General features: G+C 49.3%; 20 protein-coding genes. 10 read left to right on the forward strand and 10 right to left on the reverse strand.

The features are described 5' to 3' along the window. Positions 1-10 precede the first annotated feature (10 nt). From LX98_RS05950 to LX98_RS05960, 3 genes are all read right to left on the reverse strand, one after another. On the reverse strand, positions 11-694 hold the full coding sequence (locus LX98_RS05950; RefSeq protein ID WP_496428025.1) for a hypothetical protein: 684 nt from the start codon (positions 692-694) through the stop codon (positions 11-13). 201 nt (positions 695-895) lie between these two features. Beyond that, a complete protein-coding gene (locus LX98_RS05955) occupies positions 896-1,711 on the reverse strand; it encodes a DUF547 domain-containing protein (RefSeq protein WP_496428026.1) in 816 nt (271 codons plus the stop codon). 21 nt (positions 1,712-1,732) lie between these two features. Then, entirely contained in the window at positions 1,733-2,683 is a 951-nt protein-coding gene (locus LX98_RS05960; protein WP_496428027.1) for a molybdopterin-dependent oxidoreductase, read from the reverse strand. Positions 2,684-3,013: 330 nt separating this feature from the next. On the opposite strand from LX98_RS05960, the gene corA reads away from it, so the two are divergent. Next, complete coding sequence (gene corA / locus LX98_RS05965) at positions 3,014-4,078, forward strand: magnesium/cobalt transporter CorA (protein WP_496428028.1); 1,065 nt, start codon at positions 3,014-3,016, stop codon at positions 4,076-4,078. A gap of 18 nt (positions 4,079-4,096) precedes the next feature. On the opposite strand, the gene LX98_RS05970 is transcribed toward corA, so the two are convergent. Further along, positions 4,097-4,426, reverse strand: a complete 330-nt coding sequence (locus LX98_RS05970) for a DMT family transporter (protein WP_312642494.1) — start codon at positions 4,424-4,426, stop codon at positions 4,097-4,099. 261 nt (positions 4,427-4,687) lie between these two features. Here LX98_RS05970 and LX98_RS05975 point away from each other — a divergent pair, with 261 nt between their 5' ends. From LX98_RS05975 to LX98_RS05995, 5 genes are all read left to right on the forward strand, one after another. Next, positions 4,688-6,349, forward strand: a complete 1,662-nt coding sequence (locus tag LX98_RS05975) for a tetratricopeptide repeat protein (RefSeq protein ID WP_496428029.1) — start codon at positions 4,688-4,690, stop codon at positions 6,347-6,349. A 466-nt stretch (positions 6,350-6,815) separates the two neighbouring features. Next, on the forward strand, positions 6,816-7,457 hold the full coding sequence (locus LX98_RS05980) for a LuxR C-terminal-related transcriptional regulator (RefSeq protein ID WP_496428030.1): 642 nt from the start codon (positions 6,816-6,818) through the stop codon (positions 7,455-7,457). A gap of 303 nt (positions 7,458-7,760) precedes the next feature. After that, positions 7,761-8,375 carry a sigma-70 family RNA polymerase sigma factor gene (locus LX98_RS05985; protein ID WP_496428031.1) on the forward strand — a complete coding sequence of 205 codons (615 nt, stop codon included), beginning with the start codon at positions 7,761-7,763 and terminating at the stop codon, positions 8,373-8,375. 17 nt (positions 8,376-8,392) lie between these two features. Continuing rightward, on the forward strand, positions 8,393-8,692 hold the full coding sequence (locus tag LX98_RS05990) for an anti-sigma factor family protein (protein WP_496428032.1): 300 nt from the start codon (positions 8,393-8,395) through the stop codon (positions 8,690-8,692). 128 nt (positions 8,693-8,820) lie between these two features. Beyond that, positions 8,821-9,396 carry a redoxin domain-containing protein gene (locus LX98_RS05995; protein ID WP_496428033.1) on the forward strand — a complete coding sequence of 192 codons (576 nt, stop codon included), beginning with the start codon at positions 8,821-8,823 and terminating at the stop codon, positions 9,394-9,396. 116 nt (positions 9,397-9,512) lie between these two features. Here the strand turns inward: LX98_RS05995 and LX98_RS06000 are convergent, their stop codons facing one another. From LX98_RS06000 to LX98_RS06025, 6 genes are all read right to left on the reverse strand, one after another. Beyond that, positions 9,513-10,286, reverse strand: coding sequence for a DUF3047 domain-containing protein (locus tag LX98_RS06000; RefSeq protein ID WP_496428034.1), 774 nt, complete (start codon positions 10,284-10,286; stop codon positions 9,513-9,515). A 116-nt stretch (positions 10,287-10,402) separates the two neighbouring features. After that, complete coding sequence (locus LX98_RS06005) at positions 10,403-11,953, reverse strand: FAD-containing oxidoreductase (protein ID WP_496428035.1); 1,551 nt, start codon at positions 11,951-11,953, stop codon at positions 10,403-10,405. Between the two features lie 41 nt (positions 11,954-11,994). Continuing rightward, positions 11,995-12,750, reverse strand: coding sequence for a VTT domain-containing protein (locus LX98_RS06010; protein ID WP_496428036.1), 756 nt, complete (start codon positions 12,748-12,750; stop codon positions 11,995-11,997). A gap of 191 nt (positions 12,751-12,941) precedes the next feature. Beyond that, a complete protein-coding gene (locus LX98_RS06015; protein ID WP_496428037.1) occupies positions 12,942-14,327 on the reverse strand; it encodes an FAD-dependent oxidoreductase in 1,386 nt (461 codons plus the stop codon). A gap of 544 nt (positions 14,328-14,871) precedes the next feature. Further along, a complete protein-coding gene (locus LX98_RS06020; RefSeq protein ID WP_496428038.1) occupies positions 14,872-16,821 on the reverse strand; it encodes a response regulator in 1,950 nt (649 codons plus the stop codon). A gap of 686 nt (positions 16,822-17,507) precedes the next feature. Next, on the reverse strand, positions 17,508-19,190 hold the full coding sequence (locus tag LX98_RS06025; protein ID WP_496428039.1) for an EAL domain-containing protein: 1,683 nt from the start codon (positions 19,188-19,190) through the stop codon (positions 17,508-17,510). A gap of 615 nt (positions 19,191-19,805) precedes the next feature. On the opposite strand from LX98_RS06025, the gene rpoD reads away from it, so the two are divergent. The 4 genes from rpoD (at position 19,806) to LX98_RS06045 (ending at position 25,394) form a co-directional block, all read left to right on the forward strand. After that, the gene (rpoD, locus tag LX98_RS06030) at positions 19,806-21,629 is read left to right on the forward strand and encodes an RNA polymerase sigma factor RpoD (protein WP_496428040.1); all 1,824 of its coding nucleotides are present in this window, start codon (positions 19,806-19,808) and stop codon (positions 21,627-21,629) included. Positions 21,630-21,768: 139 nt separating this feature from the next. Next, complete coding sequence (locus LX98_RS06035) at positions 21,769-22,443, forward strand: response regulator transcription factor (protein ID WP_312642465.1); 675 nt, start codon at positions 21,769-21,771, stop codon at positions 22,441-22,443. Further along, the gene (locus LX98_RS06040; RefSeq protein WP_496428041.1) at positions 22,440-23,894 is read left to right on the forward strand and encodes a heavy metal sensor histidine kinase; all 1,455 of its coding nucleotides are present in this window, start codon (positions 22,440-22,442) and stop codon (positions 23,892-23,894) included. Before LX98_RS06035 ends, LX98_RS06040 begins: the two co-directional genes overlap by 4 nt. A gap of 249 nt (positions 23,895-24,143) precedes the next feature. Further along, positions 24,144-25,394: a sigma-70 family RNA polymerase sigma factor gene (locus tag LX98_RS06045; RefSeq protein ID WP_496428042.1), complete on the forward strand. Its 1,251-nt coding sequence runs from the start codon at positions 24,144-24,146 to the stop codon at positions 25,392-25,394. Positions 25,395-25,426: the final 32 nt, after the last annotated feature.

Raw genomic sequence — 25,426 nt, forward strand, 5'->3', positions numbered from 1 at the left:
TGCGCGCTGTTTACCGGGCCACGTAAAGACCATTCGGTAGGAAGGGGCTACCCTGAGGATGCTCTCGTAACCATTCTGGAAGGCCGCCTTGAAAGTCCTTCCAATATTCGTGAGGATCTTCTTGAATGCAATAGAAGGAGTCCTGTGCCGAAAACAGAAGGGATTTTCCCAATTCCAAATATGCAGGGGCTAATTCCCTCAGGTGGTCAGTGGATGTGTGACCGTCGTCCAACATTCTCTGCAATGTCCGAAGTCCAAAACCATGATGGGCCTCTTCCTGTTGGAGGAGTATTTGGCGTAATTTTCGAAATGGGGCGCCTCGTTTGAGAAGACCCGTTTCCAGTCTTTGTAAAATGGCTTGGCCTAACCCCTCTAGAATAATTTGTTCCGCCAGAAGAGATTCCGCAAGGTCCTCACGTGTCAGGGCGGACATGATGAGCCGGCGGTACTGATTCATCTGGTGAGAAATGACAAGAGACTGCCGACCCCGTGGCGCCAGACATCGGATGGCCCACTGAAAGACCACCGCGTGTCGCCCCTCCTGCTTGGCCTGACCGGCGAGAAACCGTTGCAGACCTGGTTCCCTCACCAAGGTGGCCTGGGTTTTCGCGCAATCGTGGGCCAATTGTTCGCCCAGGACCATAAATTGGAGTAATTGCGCCAGGTGGACATGCTCGCCGGATTTCACCAGCATACCGACATTTTCTCCAAACTTTTGCGCCCTGCAATATTTAGCCGGGCATGAGGGCTCTGTTTAGCGCTGTCTCCTTTCATCAGAAAACGCGTCTTCACTTAGGCAGTCTCCGTGGAGTATTGGATGTTATAAGCCCACCAACAAAATTTCATGGGAATAGAAGGACAAGGATGGAACGGGATGGGAATGGACCCAATACTTTTATGAAGGGGAAAGAGGAGGGATTCCATTGAGGCTCCAGTCATAGTCAAGAAATTCAATGGTATACGAGTTCTGGCGGATTTCGTTCGCGAGATCCGGATCTGTTACAAATTGTGCAACATAGCCCAGCAGTGACCCTGAATGATTGATGAAATCCTCCGAAAACCAATCGAAGATTTTGGATAGATAGGCGATGCGGCGTTGTCGGTCGAAGCGGTTGCGTGTGGGATCGTTTATAAACTGTTGGGCACTTGCCGTGAGTTGTTGATCAAGGGATTCGGGAGTGTAGGCTGCCGATTGAAGGTTTGGACAGGATTGTGAGGCACAGACAATAGCAAAATGTATTCGGGGTTCCTTGAAGTCGGGAATCAAAAGGTGCTGTTCCAGGTCATACAAATTCAACAATTCCCCTCCCACCTGGTATGTCCGGTCGATAAAAAAGGTGTATCGTCCGGTCAGCGAGGTTGGAGCATACCCATCAATGATGCCTTTGATGGCAAAAGCATTATAGGCATTAATCCAAAAGGCCAGACGATGGTTGGGAGTCGGAAGTTGCTGGGGGGCGATATGTTGAAGGAGATGAAGGTAACCAGTGAAGTGTGCATCGTGAGCGAATTGGGGATAGTCCACAATGCCGTTCTTCACATGAGCCATGAGTGCTTGATGAAAGTTTTCATGGCTAAAAGCCTCCGGAGAAATGGGATGAGAAGGAGTAAACGTATGGGGAATAGTCGAGCAGCCTATGGAAAGGACGAAGGAGATGATAAAAATGAAGGGCGCTCTCCCCGGGCTTGAAAATCGCGTGAACCATTCCATAATGTTGGCAGGGCCCTGTTCTTAGATAATTGAAACGATGACTTCTTGCAAGCCCGAGGCTCCGTCGGGAAATGGCGGATGTTCTTGCGCCGTTTGCTGTTCCCCTGATCCATCAGTCGCTCGAGCCACAATATGGAAGTCACCAGGTCTTTGTGGTTCCCATGGATAACTCCACATGACCCATGAGTAGGGAGAAAGTGACGCGGCCAGGATTGCGGCCGACCAGGATTCCCCTCCGTCGGTGCTGATGTCCACCCGACGAATCCCCCGGGATCCCGCAAAAGCAAAGCCCTGTATGGTGAATGGTTTTTGGGCGGGCAAGGTATCTCCGGTTTGCGGATCCGTAATCCAGGACTTGGTTTTGACGATGGCCTCATCCGACCAGTCTTTACGTTGATAATAGCCTTTGTAATCCGAGGACACCAGCTCGATTCCCGTGAGCCATTGGACATGCTTCATGCCGTAATGCCCAGGTACGATCATTCTGGCGGGAAATCCATGTCCCAAGGGCAGGGGCACCCCGTTCATGCGATAGGCAACCATGATGTCATCCATCATGGCCCGATCGATGGTGAGGCTGTCGGAGTATCCATCGGCGGCATGAAAGACCACGTCTTGGGTGTGCGATGTGACCCTGGCCTTGTCTAAGAGTGCCTTGAGCCGGACTCCCTGCCATTCAGCCGTGCTGATCGCTTCTCCCGCGACCCCATTGCCGACACATTCCAATGTGACGATTTCTGTGATCGTCGGTTGGGAGAGCAGATCCCGGTAGGTAAGGGTAAACGGGGACATGACCGTTCCTCGAATTGTCAGCGCCCATCGATCAGCAGGGACAAAGGGAGGAGTACGGTAAGACGTGATATAAAATTCATCGTTTGGGGTGATAGGACTCGTGGTTCGTTTGGTGGAACCGAACAGTTGGCTCCACATGCCCGCCCTGGCCGGTTGATTTGCCAAGAATAAGGGAGCCATAACCAAGGTCCCGGTTAATTGCAGGAACCGTCGGCGGGACATCCATGTATGGTCGAAGGTTCGCATGTTGGAGATATGGTCTCTTTTTAAATGAAGACGTTACAGTGAAGTCGTGCCGAAAAGATGTTCGAGGTTGATCAATCTGGTCTGAACATTGAGCAGGATCGGGTGGTGTGTTCAAGGCTTAATGTAGCTGTTTTCTTGAAGGGAAGGCCGATTCCGTTGTTTCCCCTGATCGCTCTTTTTATGCAAACCGATCATGGTCTGTGAGACAATGGGATCCGGTTCATGCCTGACGTTTTTTGATAGAGATTTTCGAAGGAGCAGACGATGAAAGGGCATCGAAAAAAACGATCCAGTAAATCGGGGCTGCCGCCCGGGACACCCGTGCATATTGGTGAACAGAAGCTCGAGAAGATGTCCCTGACGGCGTTGACCTATTCCGAGCACACATTCCACGAAATTCACACTCATCGGGTAGAAGAGGTCGTGCCCTTGGCAGGCATCGTGGAACAGGTCTGGATCACCGTCCAGGGCATCCATCATATCGAAGGGCTTCAGCGATTGGGTGCGGCATTCGGACTGCATCCTTTGGTGATGGAAGATATCGTCAATACCCATCAGCGACCCAAAATTGAAGACTATGGCGAGTATCTGTTTTTGGTGATGAAGGCCGTGTCAAGGAAAGATCCCGCTCAGTCACTGATGGTGGAACAGGTCAGCCTGATTGCGGGAAAGAATTTTGTGTTGTGTTTCCTTGAAGGTAACGATGACCCTTTTGTCGATCTCCGTGGACGTCTGCGCAATGAGAAAGGCCGTTTAAGAAAAATGGGGTGTGATTATCTCACCTATGCCCATCTTGACACGATCGTGGATCAATACTTTCCGCTGTTGGAACAATTAGGAGAAGATATCGAACAACTTGAAGAAGAAATTATTGCTCATGCCGATCGGGGGACGTTGAGAACGTTGCATGGGTTTAAACAGGAGATGATTCTCCTTCGGCGAGCGATTTGGCCGCTTCGGGATGTGCTGAGTCATTTGGAACGAGGGGACTCAACGCTGATTCATTCATCCACGCATATTTATCTTCGGGATGTGTACGATCACACCATTCAGTTGATTGAGACCACGGAAACTTATCGCGATATGCTGGGGGGCATGATGGATATCTATCTCACGAGTTTAAGTAATAAGCTGAATGAAACCATGAAAGTGCTGACCGTAATTGCGACGATTTTTATTCCATTGACGTTTATCGTAGGGATCTATGGGATGAACTTTGAAGTGATGCCAGAATTGGAATGGCCCTGGGGCTATCCGCTTGTGATGAGCCTCATGCTCGTTCTCGCGATCGGCATGCTATGGGCTTTTAGAAAGAAGCATTGGATTTAAGGGGTGGGGGCGGGCGTCCTATACCCGAACGGTTTGGGAAAAGACATGAATGACAATCACGCCCGCGATGATCAACCCCATTCCAATGACTGCCGGCGTATCTGGAATTTCCCGAAAGGCGACTGCGCCGACGAGCGCCAGGAGAACGATGCCAACACCTGACCAAATGGCATAAGCGATGCCGACCGTCATGCTTCTCAACACGAGGCTTAACAAAAAAAATGCCGCGAAATATCCAATGACGACTAACAGGCTTGGGCCTAATTTGGTGAAACCCTCGGCTGCTTTGAGTGAACTGGTTGCAATCACTTCTGCCACAATAGCCAAAAACAAATACAAATAGGTCATCCTCACAATCCTTTCGATGTCGGCAAGAGGCTCTTGTTCGTCAACCGACCTAGCCGGCCAAAAATTTACTAGCTGGGTAGGGTAACGAAAATACTGTTGAAACACTATATGGGACAAACCCTAGAGGGTAGTCAAACAGAAACGAGAAGAGGAGTCCGAATCACCCGAAAAAACATGTTGCCCATAAAATGTCAATTGCGATAAGAAGATCTATAATACGCATCCCTGATACGGGGTTTGTCGAGGAGGAGGAGTAATAATATGGAAACTCATATGTATTCAAAGGTGTTCACGATCCTGGGTTTTGTCGCTCTGTCTGGAATGGGCATGCCCTTCCCGAATCAAGGCTTGGCAGAGTCTGTCCCACTTCAAGAGGGATTAGGAAGCCATCATTTTCCAATCTCCTCCAATGGAGCGATGGTGCAAAGGTATTTCGATCAAGGTCTCATTCTGTCCTTTGGCTTTAATCATGCCGAAGCAGCCAGGTCTTTCAGAGAATCTCAAAAGCGCGATCCCGACTGCGCCATGTGTTATTGGGGTGAGGCGTTGGTACTCGGTCCGAATATTAATGCGCCGATGGATCCTTCTGTCGTTCCCCAGGCCTTCGCAGCCATGGAGAAGGCGGTCGCGCTGAAGGATCAGGCCACGGAAAAAGAGGCCGCGCTCATTCGGGCGCTGGCGACGCGCTACTCCAAAAAGGTGATGGCCGATCGTTCCCCACTCGACGTGGCTTATGCCGAGGGGATGCGGACTGTCGCACAGCAGTTTCCCGAAGACCCGACCATTGGCGCGTTATTAGCTGAAGCGCTGATGGACCTGCATCCCTGGGATTTTTGGAGTAGGGGAGGAGAACCTAAACCCTGGACCCTGGAAATTGTCTCGACGCTGGAGTCCGTGTTAGACCAATCCGCCAGCCATCCGTTGGCCAATCATCTCTATATTCATATCATGGAAGCCTCATCCCATCCTGAGAAGGCTCTTCCCAGTGCTGAACGATTGCCAGCCCTTGTCCCTGGCTCAGGACATCTTGTCCATATGCCCGCTCATATCTATATTCGAGTCGGGCGGTATCGAGATGCGGTGTTGGCCAATCAACATGCTGTTAAAGTTGATGCGCACTATTTGAACCATGCTCATGAGGAAAGTCTGTATACGGCGGCCTATGTTCCTCACAATTCACATTTCCTCTGGGCTGCGGCGATTAAGCTCGGGCAACAGCAGCTGGCGATGCAGGCGGCTCTTGAGACTGCGGCGTCCGTCAAGCCTGAGATGATGCGCGCTCCCGGCATCGCCGGCACCATTCAACATTTTTGGATTATTCCCCTCTATACCAAAATTGCATTCGGGCAATGGTCAAACATTCTCGCTGCGCCCGCGCCTCCAGTGGATTTACGGTATCCCACGGCTATTTGGCATTATGCACGGGGGATAGCATTGGTGCGTCAAGGGAAACTGGATGCCGCCCAACAGGAATCCATGAAACTCGGGGAGATTGCCCGTGACCCTGCGGTGGCTAAACTGACGATTCTTGATCTGAATAATATCTCCGATATCCTGGGCATTGCAGAGGCTGTTCTGGGAGGAGAAATTGCGGCGGCTCACGGAAATTATGAGGAGGCGGTTCGGCAGTTGCAGCGGGCAGTCGAACTTGAAGACGGGTTGAATTATACGGAACCGAAGGACTGGTATCTTCCATCGCGCCAGGTGTTAGGTGCGGTGCTTTTGGAGGCCGGAAATGCTGTCGAAGCTGAGCGCATATTTCGAGAAGATCTCCAGGATCATCCTCAAAACGGGTGGGCGCTTTTTGGATTGAGAGAGAGTTTACGCGCCCAGGGAAAAACCGATGAGGCGGAAAGCGTCCTTCAGTCGTTTCGCCAGGTATGGAGCGATGCGGATGTGGTCTTGACCTCTGCCCGGTTTTAAGTCCTTCAGCAGGGGGCCGCGGTTAGCGTCGTTTGGACTCTGTCCCCTTTTCCGAGTTTCCGTTATGTATTGTTGTTAGTATGTGTACCCACCCCTGATTTTGGTTATGCGGAAGAGGGGTGGTGACCTGCACTGGCTGTGTGAGCCGGTGGGAGATTTTTCCGAATCGGAATCCGGCTTGAAAAAGATTGTTCATTGGGAGACTCGTGTTTTCCTTCTTGCATCATGGGGCATAGGCAAGAAAGGCTTCGATCTTCATGGCTCCACTGCGTTGTGCCGCATCGTGGAAGTTTTCTTTATCCTCCCCCTCTGTTTATTTAAGTTTCTTCTATCACACTCCGAAAACAGTTCAATAAGATCATTCGTAGCGGTAGCGGGGCATCAAGCACCGTAAGTTGTTGCTCCCTTGCAGGCTGTTGGTAGGGGATTTTTACATCGCTACATAACCTGGTCCACGGAGTACACCTTGAGTCGACGATCTATCGGCATTCCTTGTACGACTGTTCCAAAATCCACCCAGGGTAATGGTCTGTCCCGGCTCCAGGAAATTGCCGACCGACGATCAATACCCGGGGTATTGCTTTTTTCGGGATCCGGACACGTGCTGTTTATGAATGCCGAGGCAGAAACGTTAAGCCGCCAGATCATGGGAGACGCGTATGATGCCGAGGCGCGAGGTATGTGGCCTGCGGATGTCTTGGAGTTATGTGAATCCCTTCGGACACTATTAGACAATCCCGAGAACCAGTTGGTTGAGGGCCAGCATGAATTGAGACGAGTGACAGGTGATGTGAAATCGCCCGTATTACTGAGGGGTTTTCCTCTAGCGGCCCATACAGAAAAAGATGAAGCCTGTATGCTCATCATCATGGAAAAAATCGGACGTGAACGGCGGGTGGTGTCTAACCAGGCCAAGGAGCAGTATCGTTTGACCAGTCGGGAAGTAGAAATTGTGAAATATATCAGTGAGGGATGGACCAATAAGGAAATTGCTCGACACCTGGAGATTAGTGAACATACGGTAAAAGAACATGTTCGCCATCTTCTCAAGAAAACGAAAACCACTACCCGAACGGGCATTCTTGCCCAAATCTTTCAGGATACCTAACGCATCCAGGCGTCCGACCGGCTGCCCCTTCTCTCTTTTTCCCTTCGACCTTGCCATCATGCAATAATCCGTTTGACTGTCAATCTGCAGTGCCTGCCTATTTTTTTATAGGTTCCTCTTGTCTGCTTAGAAGGATGGATCTTCCGGACGGGATTTCTTTTGAGGAAACCCTTGATTGTGGCTGTCAGGCTAAGGATAATCCTCAGGTCTCCGTTTGGCGTCGCTTCAAATTTTCAGAGGTTGCTCATTTCTCCCTCTCCTCACACTGTGCTCGATAAGCTCAAACTTGATGAGCCAGGGTTGGTGCGAGCTCTTCAAGCCGGTGATGATCAGGTGTTTGCAGCCGTAATGGATTGGTATTCAGGTTCGTTATTGCGGTTAGCCATGTCCTATGTTCCAAGCCGGGCTGTTGCCGAAGAAGTCGTGCAGGAAACCTGGATGGGGGTATTTGAAGGCATTCACCGGTTTGAGAGCCGGTCATCTTTTAAAACCTGGCTTTTCCGGATTTTGACGAATCGGGCCAAAACACGAGGGATACGAGAGAGTCGCTATGAGCCGTCCGGGTTGAGCGCTTCTTCTCCGGATGCCGATGAGGGGCCTTCCTTGGAGGCTTCGCTTTTCGTGGCAGAAGGTTCCAGAATGGGTCATTGGAAAGATCCACCTCATAACTGGGAACCGGATACACCGGAACGGGTATTACTGTCAAAGGAATGTCGAGCAGCTATTGAAACCGCGATTGAAAACTTGCCGGCTATGCAGCGGCAGGTGATGACCTTGCGCGATATGGAGGGTGTCAGCTCTGAAGAAGTCTGTAACATCCTTGAGATCAGTGAGACCAATCAACGGGTGCTGTTACACCGGGCGCGCACCAGGGTGCGCCGGGAGCTTAATCCCTATGTTCAGGGAAAGACCATCTAAGGACAATGAATACAAATTTGAAACACAAACTTATGCGATATATGGTGGGAAATTTTTCCTGCCAGGAAATCGCCCAACTCATTACCGATTACCTGGATGGGTCGCTGACTCTTATGGAGCGAATTCGATTTCAAATGCATTTGGGTCTGTGCTTTGCCTGCCGTAATTATTTACGTCAAATGAAATTCACCATTGCGACTCTACGCCAATTGCCTCCTGAACCCGTCCCCCAACATGTGAAAGAGGAGCTTCTTGAGCGGTTTCGAGCCTGGAAGCAGCGTTCCCCTCAGTCTTCCGTCAACTCTGAAACCGATTAAACCCTTGCAGTGATGACCCGTGGCTCCCTTCTCTCTATCCACCCGATGTGGTAAACCGGACTTCAATTTTTCTGACTGTACTCGTTCACACGAACCCATCTGTCTTGATTAACCTAAAGGAGTGAACCATGGCCTTGAAAGATTCGACGATGCTTCCGTTGGGGACGCCCTTGCCTCATTTTGAACTACCGGATGTTCGGACAGGGCATATGGTGTCCCATGAAAGTTTCGTGGGGAACCAGGCCATTCTGGTGATGTGTATTTGTCGACATTGCCCTTATGTCGTTCATGTGCAGGAGGAATTGGCCAAACTCGGTCGTGATTATCAACAGAGAAATGTTGGCATTGTGGCGATCAGTAGTAATGATGTGAAACGGTATCCTCAGGATTCTCCCACAAGACTGAAGGAAATGGCGGAGGAATTGGATTTTCATTTTCCCTATTGTTATGACGAATCTCAGGAGGTGGCGAAGGCTTTGACAGCGGCCTGTACACCGGATTTTTTTGTGTTTAATGAAGAACGCAAACTGGTGTATCGGGGACAATTGGATGACAGCCGGCCGGGAAACGGGAAGCCCGTGACCGGGCGCGATTTACGAATGGCCCTGGACGCCGTTCTGGATAAAAAACCTGTTGCCGTGGTGCAAAAGCCTAGTGCAGGCTGCAGTATTAAATGGAAGGTTGGAAATGAACCGGATTATTGATACACAATATGTGAGGAGGGATTGTTGATGCCTGAGCAGGAGAGTGCAACGATTTCCTTAAGTGGGTCGATTCAGGAATGTTTTCTCTCCTAATGTCTTCTCCCCCTCTTTTTTTCTCATTCCTTTCCGGATTTTTTAAACACAATATCTCCGTAATAGGCGACGGCCGACTCTTTGGTGTTATCCGTGTCGGTCATGATGGCGACTCCTGAGATGTTTGGGGGATCTTCTCCGAATGCTTTTTTGTAATCTTCATAAATATTGCGCTCCTCGGTTATCCATTGGTTCAATTTGGCACTTCCGCTTTGGGTGACGAACATGTAGACCCGGTCCGTATAAGGATTGGGAACCATCGTGCCGATGGGGCTTTTGCTTTCCCAAATATAATTGATGGCTCCAATGGGGGGATATTGGCCATAAATCAATTTGATGGTTTCAAATTTCGCCTTTTCAAAAAACCCGACCTGACTGCTGTCATACTGGAATGTAATGTAGAGCCGTGCCGGATAATCATCTCCTGATTTTTGAGCGACATCCCCTTTCTGTAAAATATTTTCGACTTTCCATCGCCACGCAATGACCGGATATTCCTTTGGGTCGATCGAGATTTCCCGTGTCAGGCCGGAGGATGATTGACGACTGATGGCCTTGACCACCACCTGCTGTTCGTCTTTGACCAGGTCGTATTGAGTATGTTCTGGAATTTTTTCAAAAATCAGCGGTTTCCATCCTTGAGGAAATGGTTCGCCCGGTGTAGCAATGGAGAAGTTGCCGACGACGACTTGATCGGGACTTGCGGCGATGACCGCATTTGAATGGGTCAGGCTTAAGAGTCCGAAGACGACTGTGAGGACAGAGAAGAATGCGGGTCGAGGTGTGATACGTGTCATGTCTGATTTCCGATACAGCCTGAGTGTGTTTAAATCATTTTTTGGCCGACTCCGTTCGCCCTGAGCCGTTCAAAGACCACAACATACTAGGGTTAGGTGCTTGATGGGATATAACCTTATCGGGTCCATGCAAAGAGTTTGCGGAGAAACTGTTTTTTTCCTTCCGTCAGGGTGGTTTTTCGCCAGGCGTTCGCCGACTTTTTGACAACTTCCGCTTGGGTCGGGTAGGGGTGAATGGTGCCGGCGATGGTGTTGAGTCCCAGGCCTCCCTTCATGGCCAGAGTGTATTCACTAATCATATCGCCCGCATGGGCCGCTACGATGGTGGCTCCGACTATTGTATCGGTCCCTTTTTTTACATGCACTCTGGCAAAGCCTTGATCTTCTCCATCGAGAATAGCCCGATCGACTTCGTTGAGGTGAAATGTGAAGGTGTCGATCGGAATGTTTTTGTCTTTCGCATCCTTTTCATACAGACCGACATGGGCAATTTCCGGCTGGGTATAGGTTGCCCAGGGAATCACCAGGTGTTCCGTGCTGCCATAGCCGAGGCCGAACGGATGAGGAAACAAGGCGTTCTGAATGACAATTTGCGCTTGCGCATCGGCCGTATGCGTGAACTTAAACGGAGAGCAGATATCTCCTGCGGCAAATATTTTGGAATTGCTGGTTTGAAGCCGGTGGTTGACCTTCACGCCGGTTTTGTCGTATTCGACCCCGACCCTCTCCAGCTCCAACCCTTCGATGTTCGGACTGCGGCCGACTCCAACCAGAATGTCATCAACTGGAATGTCATAATGTGTGCCATGCGAGTCCACCACGAGGTGTTTGGCGCCGTTCGCTGAGTGAATGTTCAAGTCTTTTCCGCAACAGAGCAGTTGCACGCCGTCCCGCAACATCGATTGCTCCACAATGTCGGCAGCGTCGCGATCTTCATTGGGGAGAATGCCGTGCATGGCTTCCACTAAAAACACCTGGCTGCCGAATCGGGCAAAAGATTGGGCCAGCTCGCAGCCAATGGGGCCGGCACCGATCACTCCCAGTCTCTCAGGAAGTTCCGTCAGGGAAAAGATGGTTTCGTTGGTAAGATACGATGTGTTGGCCAAGCCTGGAATTGGTGGTGCGGTGGCGCGGGCACCCGTGCAGATGACCGCTTTGGCAAATTGTAATGTTGTTCCCTCCACATCGATTGTGCTGGAGGCGGTGAACCTGCCGTTTCCAATAAAGACATCCACTCCAAGTTTGGTATAGCGATGAGCTGAGTCGACATGACTGATCCGGGCACGCAGTTTACGCATGCGGGCCATGGCTGCACCGAAATCCTGTTTGATCTCACCGGAAATATGCACACCGAATTGTTCGGCCTCTCTGACGGCGTGCCAGGCTTTGGCCGCCCGTATGACGCCTTTGGAGGGCACACATCCCACATTTAAGCAATCTCCTCCCATCAGATGTCGTTCGATCAACGCCACCTTGGCTCCGAGGGCTGACGCAATCGCGGCGGTGACCAATCCGGCGGTGCCGGCCCCGATGATGACGAGGTTATATCGTCCGGACGGCGTGGGATTGCGCCATTGTGGCGGATGCACATTGTTGACCAACTCCTGGTTATGGTGGTCCTGGGGAAGGACTAAACCGCTATGGGCTGGTGATTGTGGGGAGTTCATCTAAGGCCTCTAGTTTGGTAAAGGGTTCAGTTATTTACAATTTAGGATTGATGATTCCACTGAGTCTTCTTCCATTTCTGATAAGCCACCGGCATGAGGGCTAACAAGCCCAGGAGCGTAAAGGCGAGTAAGACCGGTGGGCTGGCAATTTCGCTCAAGGAATTGATTGTGCCCAATTGGCGGCCCGCAAAGGCAAAAACAAAACTGCCGGGAATAATGCCAATGGACGTCGCCAGGACATACGTGCCGAGGTTGACCCGGGTGAGGCCGGAGACCAGGTTCACGAGAAAAAATGGAAAGGCCGGAATGAGTCGAAGCGTCATGAGGTAATTAAACGCATTGTTGGCAAATCCTTCTTGGATGGTCCCGAGCCGGTCGCCAAATTTGCGCTCCACCCAATCATGGAGCAGATAGCGGGCGGCCAAAAAGGCGAGCGTGGCTCCGGCGGTGGCTCCGATATTGACGAATAGCGTTCCCATCAGGCTTCCAAATAGGAAGCCCCCCGTCAACGTGAGGATGGCTCCGCCGGGAAGTGAGAAGGCTGTCTGGAGGATATAGATGAGAATAAATACCGCGGCTGCGATTTCATAATGTGAGGCGGTATAGGCTAATAGGGTGTCTCGATTGGCCTTTAAGGCATCCAGTGAGAGGTAGTGGCCCAGATCAAAATAGAAAAACGCACCGATGCCTGCCAGCAGAATACTTCCTATGAGAACCTTTCCCATCAATGGATTGGGCGAGTCGGTTGGGGTGGCGGACGGATGGGACATGTGAGGCTCCATTATGCGGGTTTTCATGGCAATTCTCCAGTTGTAGACCTTACGCCAGATTATCAAGCGGCGTCTTCGGCGATATTGAGCTGTAGTCCTGATTTGGTGATTTTTGTTACGAGGAAATTTTGAAAGGCAAAGGGGGCAGTTCTGTTCTGATTTGGCAACCGTTTGATTTATCCTCGACACAGGGGCGATCGTGAATGTGCAAAGCCATTCTACATGGGCGGTAACTTTCCAATCAGTTCCTCAGCAGGATAGGTAAGAATCTCAGCGAGAGTGGGATGGTAATGAGGTATGCGGAAAAGATCGTGGACTGTGCCACGAAAATACATGATGGCAATCAGTTCATGGATGAGTTCAGAGGCTTCGGGTCCGACAATATGGCCACCGAGAATCTCACCAGAATGAGGATCACAGAGCACTTTTACGTGGCCGTACGTTTCTCCCAGGCAGAGAGACTTGCCATGGTCGTTAAAGGGGTAAGAAGCGACAAGATGGGGGAGTTGACGGTCCAGGCATTCCCGTTCGGACAGTCCCACGCTGGCCAACTGGGGATCGGTAAAGACGACCTGGGTTTTGAGGCGGGAATCAAAATATTTAGGAGGGAGATTGGGATGAACGGCGTTCCATCCGGCGATTTCGCCCTCTTCGATGGCAATATGGACGATTTCATACCCGCCGTTGACATCTCCCACGGCAAAAATATGTGGTTGGGATGTTCTCATGTCCTTGTTGACGAAAATAGCATTTGTTTGATGGGCAACCTGAGCCGCTTCCAAATTGAGTCGGTCGATATTTGGGCGGCGGCCGAGAGCCTGGAGGATTGTCGTGGCGCTGACTTGCTGTGATTGGCCTTTATGCAGAAAGTGGACGGTCTTCATTCCGCCGGAAGACTTGATATGTTGGAGGCGTGTATTGGTGTAGACGGTCATTCCTTCAGCCCGAAGGTGTGCTTCAACTGGCTCAACCAGATCTTCGTCCGAGTCCGAAAGAATGTGGCCGCTTCGTTGAATCAGCGTGACGGTAACGCCAATCCGAGAAAAAAATTGAGCCAGTTCCAACGCGACCGGCCCTCCTCCCAAGACGATCATGGATTCGGGCATGGTATCGAGCTCTAATACCTCATCGCTTGTGAGGTATCCGGCTTCTTCTAGGCCTGGGATGGGGATGTGCGAGATCACAGACCCTGTCGCGATGATGTAGGCATTCGCGGATAGCCGATGCGGGCCGGCTTGGATGGTCGTCGGCGAAACAAAATGTGCATGTTCCTGGTAGAGGGCAAATCGAGGGTGTTGGAGTGCTTGAATGCGATCTTCAGCAAATTCCTTGATTAACCGGTTTTTTCGCTCAATAATGGCTGCGAGGCTCACTTGGAGATTTGATGAGTGAAGCCCGAATTCCGGAGCTCGGCGGATGAGCGCCGCGAGATCGGAGGAGCGGAGAATGGCTTTGGTGGGCATGCATCCTCGTAAGATGCAGAGGCCACCCAACGGACCCTGATCGACAATGCCGACATCGGCTCCTTCCGCTTGAGCAGTGCGAGCGGCCGCATAGCCTGCCGAACCCCCTCCAATAACGATGAGGTCATGAGAATGGGTCATGTGGTAGCCTTGTTCTGATAGATGAATTGAGCAAATTCACATGGTCGAATTTCGAATAGGAGTTTGTAGCATGAACGGTTTCCAGGACGAAAGGCAGTTGTCGGACGGCCTGTGATCCGTGTCCTTCGGTATTGACTAGCTTTATTAATTGGCTGTGTAGCGATCTCCGTTTCTCTGGCTTCCCTACGAATTAGATCATCCCATGGCATTCATTTGAATTTGACGGGCATTGATCCGTATTAGTCTGGATATTGAATGGAAGCCGTTGAGTCGATTGACAAAGCCTTGTAGATTGATCCAAATTTTTTTTAGGCGGCAGTTTTATGCCCCATGAGCGCTGCACCTGACGAATCACCATGAGGAAGAGACTCGACAATTTCGACAGGCAGGGGAGGTGGATTCTCAGATTACGACAATGGTCAATTCTATCTTATATTGGAAACATCTGGAATTGTCCTCGCCGCTTGGACGCCACCTAAGCGGAGGCTGTCGTTTTCAGCAGTCATGCGAGCTGGAAGATGGTGGAGCATGGAGGTAGGCCTTCCTACAGACCAGGTTTATTGGAGGACGTCATTTGTTTCTGCCTGATCTCTTCGACTTTGGCAATGAGTGTTTCCACTTGATAGGGTTTTTGAATGAACGCTGCCATGTCCGGGTTGAGAAATCTTTTCATCGCTTCTTCCTCGGAATATCCACTGGACAAGATAACCGGAATGGTTGCATTCAGCCCTTGAATGTGTTCGAGGAATTGTTGACCGTCCATATTGGGCATAGTGAGATCTAAGAGCACGACCATAATTTCGTGTTGGTGTTGCTCGAAGACCTGAATGCCGATTTGTCCATCAGAGGCGACTAATGTTTGCAATCCCATTTCTTCAAAGATCATCGAACAGGCCACCCGAACGTCTTCTTCGTCATCAACCACCAACACCATAGGTTTTCTTGGCAGTGAGGCTTCCTGAGTGGGAATTGAGAAGACCGGTCCTTTTTTTGTTGAAGGATTTGGCGTGGTGGCGGGAAACAGTAAGGTAAATTCTGTACCGACATCTGGTTGACTTCGGACGGCAATGGTGGCGGCATGGGCTTGAGCGAGTCCAAGAAGGGCTGCGAGTCCAAGCCCTCGTCCAGGAAGTTTGGTCGAAAAAAACGGGTCAAAGATTTTTGGGATTGTCTCCGAGGCCATTCCGCACCCAGTGTCCTGAATGGTCAGGGCAACACTTCGGTTATCCGGGAGCTCTCCGATCACATACCAACTCTGAAAATTCTCAATCGTAGGCTCCCATTCGAATGTACGGATGGTGATGACTCCATCTCCTTCTCCATAGGCTTCTGATGCGTTTATCACTATATTCATGATGATTTGGCGCAATTGAGCTTGATCGGCTCGAATGGGAGGAAGGGAGGGGGCAAGATCGTATTCGAACGTTAGTCGTTTTGAAAGGGTTGCCCGGAGGAAAGGGGTCATGTCCTCAAGGAGTTTTGGAAGATTGATGACTTGAAAGTTTAGGCGGGTCTGTCCGGCAAAGGCCAACATTTGATTGGCCAATTCCCCACCCCGAAGACCGGCTTTTTCAATGAAGTCCAAGTGTTCCCGAGCTGGAGCGTCAGGAGGAAGAGCCCGAAGAGCGAGACCGGAGCGGGCTACAATAGTCATCAGGAGATTGTTGAAATCATGAGCGATTCCTCCCGCAAGCACTCCCAGACTTTCCAGTTTTTGTGAATATTGGCGTTCAATTTCATGACGGCGTCGTTCGTCTTCGGCCCTTCGCTGTTCGGTCACATCCCTGAGTGAGGCCAAATAGGCGGGTTCTTCGTCCCACTCAATAGGAACAACTCGCATTTCTACCGGAGTCGGTTGTCCGGATTCGCCCATGATGCCTATTTCCGTCGTCTGGTTTGCGGAGATCGGGAAACCAAAGGGGGATCCGGTGAGTTGTTCGGATGTTCGTTGGAAGAGCTGCTCTGCTGCAGGATTGGAAGAACGGATCAGTCCGTCATGTCCCACAACAAGGATTCCATCGCTGGATGATTGCAATATGATGCTGGCTTGACGTTCAAGAGAGCGTATGCGAGGTATGGTGATGACCTGCTCGATCGCTTGCGCTATATGATGCCAGAGGAATCTTTCCGTTAAGGTGTTTTTGTTGAAATACTCTTGTGCGCCCAGTCGAATAGCCTGAGCTGCAATTTCGTCGTTTCCGTATCCGGTGAGAAAAATGATGGGAGTTTTCGACTGTGGGTGCGGTCCCCGTACTTTCTCCAGGAATTCTAATCCGGTCATATCCGGCAATTGGTCATCCAAAAGCAGACAGTGAGGCGGGGAAATCCTGCAGGCTTCCCATGCCTGGGTTCCTGTTTCCATTTCTTGAATGTCGAGGCGAAAGGAGGCTGTGCGCCGGATCCATCGAGTATAGGTGGATCGGTCACTTGGGCTATCATCGACGATAAAAATTCGGAGAGTGGTGAGTTGAGGTTTTTCAACACGACTTGGCATGGTTGACGGCGATCCCATGAATGAAAACGAAGCAATTGAGATTGAGAGGGAATGCAAAGATGCATTCGTCAATCATTAGCACGGCTCTCCATCACCGCAGGATTATTCAGTTGGTATTCTTTGCCCGGTTTTGAGTGGACGCCTAATGTAACCGGTATTTTTTTAACGTTACCATGGCACTAATTGGGTAATCGTTTTCAAAAGGTTTCACAATATAACCGTTGGCCACTTCCTAATTCTAGGCTTCAAAAACGCATTCGTCCGGTGAGATGGGCAGCATGGGGACGAAAATCATCCGCAGCGGAGCCATTCCGACAGGGTGTTTGACGATTTTTATCACAATGGTGAGTCCGGGACCATCCCCGGATCCGAATGTATTATGGCCGTGCAATCACTCAAATATTCGCAATAAGTTTGCTGATGGGTCTGAGTAATACTGATGTAATGATCCCAATAAGGATTGCCCCGGTCACGAAAAGAATTGAATGCACCGTACCGACGCCGAACGGTACCATGAGTATGAGAGGGCCTAGACCACTCTTCCCGTTGGCACTCAATTAGGACCGATAGGAAAATCTGCAAGAAACAATAGTATTCAGAACCAAATTGATAGACAACAACGGAAAATCAGAGAAAGGATGACCGAGGTTTTAAGGATAGAGAGAGAAGATGTGAGCCAACTGTTTTTATGACATGTGCACCATGTGCTGGGTACTTTCATTGGCGGGGAGTGGCGGCGCAATCCAATACCCTTGCATCGCATCGCATCCAAATTCTTCCAGGAAATCGACTTGTTCTTGTGATTCCACTCCTTCGGCAATGACTTGTAGCCCCAGGGCTTTGGCTAAAGAAATGACGGCAATGACGATGGCGGCATCGTTAGTACTATGTGGGAGATTTTGAATGAGGCTTTGGTCAAGTTTGATGCCGTCTATGGGAAATGACTTCAGGTATCGAAGCGAAGCATACCCTGCTCCAAAATCATCAATGTACAGGTGGATGCCCATCGCCTTGAGTTCACGGAGCGTCTGGATTGTTTCTTCTGTTTCATGAATCAGAAACGTCTCCGTCAGTTCCAGTTTGAGATTTTCCGGATCTAGATGTGAATGTTTGAGGATATCTTGCATGAGTGCAGGGAGATTTCCCTGATGAATTTGTCTGGCTGAGAGGTTTACGGCGACATGAGGAGCCGGAAATCCCTGCTTTTCCCAGTATTTGGCTTGCTTGCTGGCTGTACGTAAAACCCACTCACCTATGGGAATGATCATGCCATTTTCCTCGGCTTGAGGAATGAACTGATTCGGTCTAATGAGGCCTTGGTAGGGGTGATGCCAGCGCAATAAAGCTTCCATGCCAATGACTTGCTTGGTGCAAAGATTCATTTGTGGTTGATAGTGGAGGAGAAATTCTTCTTTGGCCAAAGCTCGACTGAGTTCCATCTCAAGTGTGGAGCCATCGAGGCCAGCTGTTTTCATGCCGGCGGTGTAAAATTGGTGGGTATTTCCTCCCTGGGCTTTGGCTCGATACATTGCGGCATCGGCATGAGATAAAAGTTCCTGGGGATTGGCGCTATCCCAAGGGTAGATGGTGATCCCGAGGCTTCCGGTCACATGCAGTTGGTGCTGCTTGATGATGACGGGTTGAGCCAGGAGGTGAAGAATACGTTGTGCAACAGAGGCCACGTCCTCGATCGACACAATTTGTTCCAGAAGGACGGCAAATTCATCTCCTCCTAATCGGACACCTGTGTCAATTTCCCTGATACATTTTTTGATGCGTGCGGCCACGGTTTTGAGTAAGGAATCCCCACAGTCATGGCCGAGCGTGTCATTGATGTCTTTAAAATGGTCCAGATCCAAAAACATCAGAGCGATTGCCGTGTCGTTCCGATGACAGCGAGCCACCGCACAATTTAATCGTTCATAAAAAAGACCTCGATTTGCGAGTCCTGTCAGATGGTCGTAATGAGCCAACTGGGTAATGCGTTGGGTGGCTCTCTGGCGTTCCATGGCATAGCGAACGGCCCGGCAGAGAGTCGAGCTGCTGGTCTGGCCTTTGATTAAATAGTCCTGGACTCCACTTTTCACGGCTTGAATCGCCAGGTCTTCTTCCTCCACGCCGCTTAAAATCAGAATCGGGGCATCCGGGCAAAACTGCAGGAATTGAGGAATGGATTCAAATGATTTGCCGTCCGGAAGATGCGAGTCCAGAATAATGGCTTGAAACTGATGTTGTTGAATGAGGTCGAGAGCGTCATTGAGAGAACGGCTATGCTTCAAGGTAAATTGGTTTTGGAGTCCTTCTTTCAGCATATTTTTGATAACCAACGCTTCTTTTGGGTTATCTTCAACCAACAAAAGTGAAATCATGATTGCGGCGTTCTCCCCATTTAAGCTCGTTCCTGTGTTTAGAGACTTTTTAGATTCGAGAAGAGGGTCCTAAGTTATCTTGTCGGACATAGCAGTATTTTCTTGATAGTTTCTGTGAATTTTGTCCTTTTTAGTGAGCTAGTACCATCATTCGATTGCCTGATCGAAATGTTAAAATAAACTCATAAAAACAAACGCTTAGTCATGATTGTAGGGTACATATTTCGATGAATTTTTCGGATAAGACAATAAGTAACATATACTAGGTTATTGTATTGTTCACTTAGAAAATTTAACTTTACTTTATAGTCAAAATTTTTATATAGTGTCCTCAAATTGCGCCTTGTATTTTTACCTTCGATTTTGTGTAACAATAGGTCTTTTTCCTGGTTTCGCCTCAAAGAGGATATGACGTACTTAGTCTATAGACTAGAGGTGCGATTTCTCTCTAAATACTTATAAAAAGATAGCTCGCCATTCTGCATTCTTATGTGGTCCATTGAGAAGAAATACGAGAGGAGCGATAGGTTCATCCTATTGAGAGGAATATCCATTGGTTCGGTACTAAAAGTGATATGATTGGGTTAAGCTATTAATTTTGAAGGAGCTATGTTAATGGGGAAGACAGCGTCATTGCCGGAGGTGATTCAGCGATTAATTGAGATTGGCAAGCCAAAAGGGCATGTCACCATAAAAGACCTAACGCACATTCTCCCTGCCGATCAGATTACTTCTGATCAATTACATACGATTTTAAGTGAGTTGCACGAAGTCAATCTTCAAGTGATTGATCCTTCAAAGCGGACAGCCTCACAGTTAGCAGCTTTAAAAAAGAACGCGGGGCAAGAGGATTCAGATGATTCCGATGAGGAAACCGATTCTTCCCTGGATATTGATTTGACCCCAGGTGAACCTACCCGTATCGATGATCCGGTCAGATTATATTTGAAGGAAATGGGACGGGTGCCATTGCTCACCCGTGAAGGCGAAATTGAACTTGCGAAGCACATTGAAGAAGGCAAGCGTGAGTTGGCATGTGCCGTCTATGGTATGCCGCTAAATATCCATTACCTGGAATCACTTCATGACCAATTAAAACTTGAGGAGATCCGTGTTCGAGATATTGTGCTTCTACAGGAGACCCTGGAGGATGAGGAAGTTGAAGAAGAGGCCATCGCCAGCGAACAGGAGGATGAGGAGCTCCGATTCCGAACGCTAGAGAGTCTGGCAACGGTTCGAAAGCTTGGGCGTGGGTTGCTTTCCCTTTACACCCAAAATCGGGACGGGCAAACAACGAAAAATACAAAGGCTCAACTTGAGAAGCGCCGGATTGGTTTGGCCGATCAATTTGTGGATCAAATCGAAGCCCTTAATCTGCATCAGCGGGTTAAAGATCAAATGTTGAGACGTGTTAAAGACATTGGTCAGGAAATTCGATCAGTTGAAATGATGACTGCCCGTCATACGAAAAGGCTCGGGCTTGCTGGGCAGGACGGTATTCAGGTGATTGGGAAAAAAACGCGTGCTACCACCAAGGGAAGTTCCCTGAGGCGCAAACAACAATTAACGCCGGAAGAAATTGAAAAATTAAAACAAGAAGTTGAAGCGGGAAAAGCCACCCTTTTGCGCCTTCAGAATGAGGTGCTGGGTATGCCGATGGAAGAATTTACGGCTGCTCTGACTATTCTGGAGACCGCTGAAGAAAAGGTGAAGCGAGGGAAGGCCCAATTGATTGAGGCCAATTTGCGATTGGTCGTCAGTATTGCCCGAAAATATACGAATCGAGGATTGCAGTTTATCGATTTGATCCAAGAAGGCAATATTGGATTAATGCGGGCTGTCGATAAGTTTGAGTATCAGCGTGGATATAAATTTAGCACCTACGCGACGTGGTGGATCCGACAGGGTGTAACACGTGCCATTGCTGATCAGGCCCGTACCATCCGTATTCCGGTACATATGATTGAGGCCAATACTAAATTAGCACGGACGGCAAGGCAGTTGGTGCAACAATTAGGACGTGAACCTACCCCAGAGGAAATTGCCGAACGGATGGGCTTAACTCCTGAAAAGGTCCGCATGATGTTGGATATTTCCAAGGGAACCATTTCTCTTGAAACGCCGATCGGGGAAAAAGAGGATAGCCAATTAGGGGATTTGATTGAAGATAAAAATGCAGTCTCTCCCATGGATGCGGCAAACCGGTATGATCTGCAACGTCAGATTGCGAATGCCTTGGGCGTGCTGACCCCTCGTGAAGAGACTGTGATCCGAAAGCGGTTTGGGATTGGTGATAGTACGGACCATACGTTGGAAGAAATTGGCCAGGATTTTGACGTGACTCGTGAGCGGATTCGCCAGATTGAGGCCAAAGCTCTAAAGAAGCTTCGTCACCCGAGTTGCAGTCACAAACTTCGGAGTTTGGTGGATCATCTCTAATTTGAGTATATTTTAAATGGATAAGGCCCCGTCATGGATATGACGGGGCCTTTTTTTTTGCGATATTCTTTATTCTCTCTTCACTCATTATGTGTTCCCCTTCTCGGTCCGGGTATGTAGATGGTATGCTTTTTCTAAGATGCGAATTTTAGTCGTGGAAGATGAACCAAAGGTGGCTTCCTTTATCCGGCGTGCGCTGGAGGAAGAAAGTTATGCGGTCGATGTATGCGCAGATGGACCAGGAGGGTTGGATTGGGCTCAGGCCGTCAATTATGACTTGATTGTTTTGGATTTAATGTTGCCGGGATTGCCTGGATTAGAAGTGCTTAAACGTGCGCGGGCTGCAGGTGTCAAAGCTCCGGTACTTATTTTAACGGCTCGTTCAGAAGTGGACCAACGGGTTAAGGGGCTGGATGCGGGGGCTGACGATTATTTAACGAAACCCTTTGCAATCGAAGAATTGCTCGCCAGAGCTCGGGCGCTTCTTCGTCGAGCTGGAGGGGCACCAACCGGAATTCTTCAGGTGGATGATGTGATATTAAATCCTGTTACTCGAGAGGTGACTCGTGCCGGCCAGCGACTTGAGTTCACAACGAAAGAATATGCGCTCTTAGAGTATTTAATGCGAAATGCGGGGCGGGTGTTAACGCGGTCCATGATTACGGAACATGTGTGGGACTTGGATTTTGATACGTTTACTAATGTGATTGATGTGTATATTAGCTACTTGCGAAACAAAATCGATAAAGGACGAGAACGAAGTTTAATTCAAACGGTTAGGGGGAGCGGATATATGATGAGGTCGGACGGGTGAAAACGACCTCGATTCGAGTTCGATTAACTTTATGGTATGGATCTGCATTAGCTCTAATTCTGGTTCTTTTTGCCGTGGCTTTATATTTGGTGATGTCCCGCGCACTTCGGGAACAGGTGGATGCCTCGTTGGATGAGGCTGCCGCTGTAGCGATTCGAACGCTGGGAGAACATCGGTTTGGCCCGTTCTTGATTTTTGAAGATTTATCTCAGGACTTTCCCGAAATTGCGCTTTTGGATAAATTTTTTCAAATTTTTGGGCCGGCGGGGCAAGTGACGATTCAGTCGGCTAATATTCAAAGCCGAGAGATTCCATTGAGTCAGACATCGTTCCGTGCCTCTCTCGATGGAAAATCAACGTTTGAATCCGTCCAATTTGAAAAAGGGGTCCCACTGCGATTGCTGTCGGTTCCTATTCGTCAAGATGATCAATTGGTGAATATTTTACGTGTGGGGACATCTCTTTATCCTACAGAACGAATGTTGCATCGGCTCTTAGCCGGTCTCTATATCGCCTCTCCTTTGGCCTTACTTGTGTCTTTGGTCGGAGGGTGGTTTTTGGCAGGACGGGCGTTGCGTCCGGTTCATGCTATTACGCAAGCGGCCCAACGGATCGCGGCCGGGGATTGGACCCAACGAATTCAAACTCCCCATTCCAACGATGAAATCGGACAATTAGCCTCGACCTTTAATGACATGATTGGACGTTTGGAAGTGTCGTTCCGCCAAATCCGGCAGTTCAGCGCGGATGCATCACATGAACTTCGAACACCCTTAACCATTACAAAAGGAGAGACTGAGCTGGCGTTGCGGCGACCGCGGCAAGCAGAAGATTATCGGGCGGTGTTGGAGAGTAATTTGGAGGAGATTGACCGCATGAGCCGTATTGTGGATGAGCTCTTATTTCTATCACGAGCCGATCTTGGAGAAATTAAGCTCAAGATGTTTCCAGTTCAGTTGGACGATTTAGTGCGAGAAATCCAGCAGCAGGCCTTGGTATTGGGCCAGGAACGGAATATTCACACGGTGCTCGAAGCCATTGAGCCCGTCGTTGTCCAGGGAGACGATCTGCGTTTGCGGGAATTACTTTTAAATCTGGTTGACAACGCCGTGAAATATTCTCAAGAAGGACAAACGGTGGAGCTCTCTTTGCTTGTTGCCGGAAACCAGGGAAAGCTCGTTGTTCGAGACCACGGTATTGGTCTTGCCCCTGAGGATCATGGCAGAATTTTTGATCGGTTCTACCGGACGGATGAAGCGCGTGCTCATGCGGCAAAAGGGACAGGTCTGGGTTTGGCGATTTGTAAGTGGATTGTGGAAGTTCATCATGGAACCATTGAGGTACAAAGTGTCGTTCATGGTGGTTCCTGTTTTACGGTTTTCCTGCCTTTGGCTCCCTCCCCGGCGAAAGTGAAAGACACAAACACTTCTCGCTCTATTAAAACTTTTTAATTTTCCCCTAATTTCTCTTTCATCTCTGGGTGGTACATTTCCCCTGTAATGAGCAATCTTAAGGAAGGCGACTGACCCTTGACCAGGCATGACGGAAAGTGAAATTTCTGTTGCCAAAGATTGAGTTCTTGATTGCGTTAAATGGCAAAGTCTGGATTCTTTCGCATTCTGGTTGATCTGTCCAGACAAATTCATGTACCGGCCAAGTCTTGTTGGCTCTAACCCTGTAATGTTCGGAGGGGGGAATTCATGATCACACTTCAAACGGCTTCACAATTCACGAAAACACAGAAAAATCAGACCTCGTCTTTGCATAAGGGCCGATCTAAAAAACGGACTCCAGTAAGGTATCGAAATTCCATAAAACAGATGGATATGGATCAAGATCAGGAGCAGAGCTCTAAATCCATTGCTGAACCGGGATCGGTAAATTTAGAATCCATGTATTTTCGGGGGTTTCGTTCGCGCCCACTTCTGAAGGCTCAGGAGGAATTAGCGCTCGCCACTCAACTGTATCAGGGAACGGCCGATCTTCGCTCATTGTTACAGCAGGCTCTAGAGCTTTCCGAAGGGCTGAGTCCACAGCCTGAGGTTAAGTCGCTTCAAGAGGAATTGATGAAATTTAATGAGCTCAATGGGTATTCAGCTCCTGTGGTGGAAAACATCCTGGAGTGTTTGTCTAACCTCGAGTCTCTCTCAGCGCTGAATGGCAAGGCAGGCCAAAAGCTTAGTCGGCAGTTTGGTGAAATTCGTCGTTCGATTGATGAAGTCCGGGGAGATATCGAAGAACCTAAAGATGCCTTAGTGCAACGGAATCTTCGTCTGGTCGTAGATGTCGCGAAACGATACTTAGGGCGAGGGATGAATTTTCTAGACCTTGTGCAAGAAGGGAATATTGGACTGATGAAAGCGGCAGAACGCTTTGATTACACCCGTGGGTTTAAATTCAGTACGTACGCCACCTGGTGGATTCGCCAGGGTATTTCGCGAGCGGTTGCCGATCAAAGCCGGACCATTCGTGTGCCGGTTCATACGAATGAGGCATCCACCAAAATCGCCAAAACTGCGCAACGTCTCGCGCAGCAACTTAATCGAGAACCTACCTTTGAAGAAATTGGACAACATCTAGAGATGACCGGCGATAGGGTGAAAGAAACGATTGAAGCGTTTCAGGAGCCGATATCTCTAGATGCTCCTTCCGTTGATGGAGAGACTGAATTAGGAGAATTAATTCCTGATCTGGCGTGCCAATCTCCGGACGAAGAAGTGTCCCGTAAATCAAATGCCCAATGGTTGAATCAGATTTTTCAGGTTTTGACTGCTCGCGAGCAACAAGTCATTCGGTTGCGCTTTGGTATTGGAGTAGATGAAGCTTGGACTTTAGAACAGGTAGGGCGGTCCATGTCCGTGACTCGTGAACGGATTCGTCAAATCGAGGTTGTGGCATTAAAAAAGCTTAAAGAGTCCCATGTCAAGGCCATGTTGGCTGAAATTCAGTGAGTGTGTTTGGTTGCGAAATTCAAATTGTACAG

The organism is Nitrospira marina (assembly GCF_059568365.1).

Coding starts and splice junctions, on each gene's coding strand:
- LX98_RS05950 (WP_496428025.1), bottom strand. CDS start 694: ATGCTGGTGAAATCCGGCGAGCATGTCCACCTGGCGCAATTACTCCAA.
- LX98_RS05955 (WP_496428026.1), bottom strand. CDS start 1,711: ATGGAATGGTTCACGCGATTTTCAAGCCCGGGGAGAGCGCCCTTCATT.
- LX98_RS05960 (WP_496428027.1), bottom strand. CDS start 2,683: ATGGCTCCCTTATTCTTGGCAAATCAACCGGCCAGGGCGGGCATGTGG.
- corA (WP_496428028.1), top strand. CDS start 3,014: ATGAAAGGGCATCGAAAAAAACGATCCAGTAAATCGGGGCTGCCGCCC.
- LX98_RS05970 (WP_312642494.1), bottom strand. CDS start 4,426: ATGACCTATTTGTATTTGTTTTTGGCTATTGTGGCAGAAGTGATTGCA.
- LX98_RS05975 (WP_496428029.1), top strand. CDS start 4,688: ATGGAAACTCATATGTATTCAAAGGTGTTCACGATCCTGGGTTTTGTC.
- LX98_RS05995 (WP_496428033.1), top strand. CDS start 8,821: ATGGCCTTGAAAGATTCGACGATGCTTCCGTTGGGGACGCCCTTGCCT.
- LX98_RS06000 (WP_496428034.1), bottom strand. CDS start 10,286: ATGACACGTATCACACCTCGACCCGCATTCTTCTCTGTCCTCACAGTC.
- LX98_RS06005 (WP_496428035.1), bottom strand. CDS start 11,953: ATGAACTCCCCACAATCACCAGCCCATAGCGGTTTAGTCCTTCCCCAG.
- LX98_RS06010 (WP_496428036.1), bottom strand. CDS start 12,750: ATGAAAACCCGCATAATGGAGCCTCACATGTCCCATCCGTCCGCCACC.
- LX98_RS06015 (WP_496428037.1), bottom strand. CDS start 14,327: ATGACCCATTCTCATGACCTCATCGTTATTGGAGGGGGTTCGGCAGGC.
- LX98_RS06020 (WP_496428038.1), bottom strand. CDS start 16,821: ATGCCAAGTCGTGTTGAAAAACCTCAACTCACCACTCTCCGAATTTTT.
- LX98_RS06025 (WP_496428039.1), bottom strand. CDS start 19,190: ATGATTTCACTTTTGTTGGTTGAAGATAACCCAAAAGAAGCGTTGGTT.
- rpoD (WP_496428040.1), top strand. CDS start 19,806: ATGGGGAAGACAGCGTCATTGCCGGAGGTGATTCAGCGATTAATTGAG.
- LX98_RS06035 (WP_312642465.1), top strand. CDS start 21,769: ATGCGAATTTTAGTCGTGGAAGATGAACCAAAGGTGGCTTCCTTTATC.
- LX98_RS06045 (WP_496428042.1), top strand. CDS start 24,144: ATGATCACACTTCAAACGGCTTCACAATTCACGAAAACACAGAAAAAT.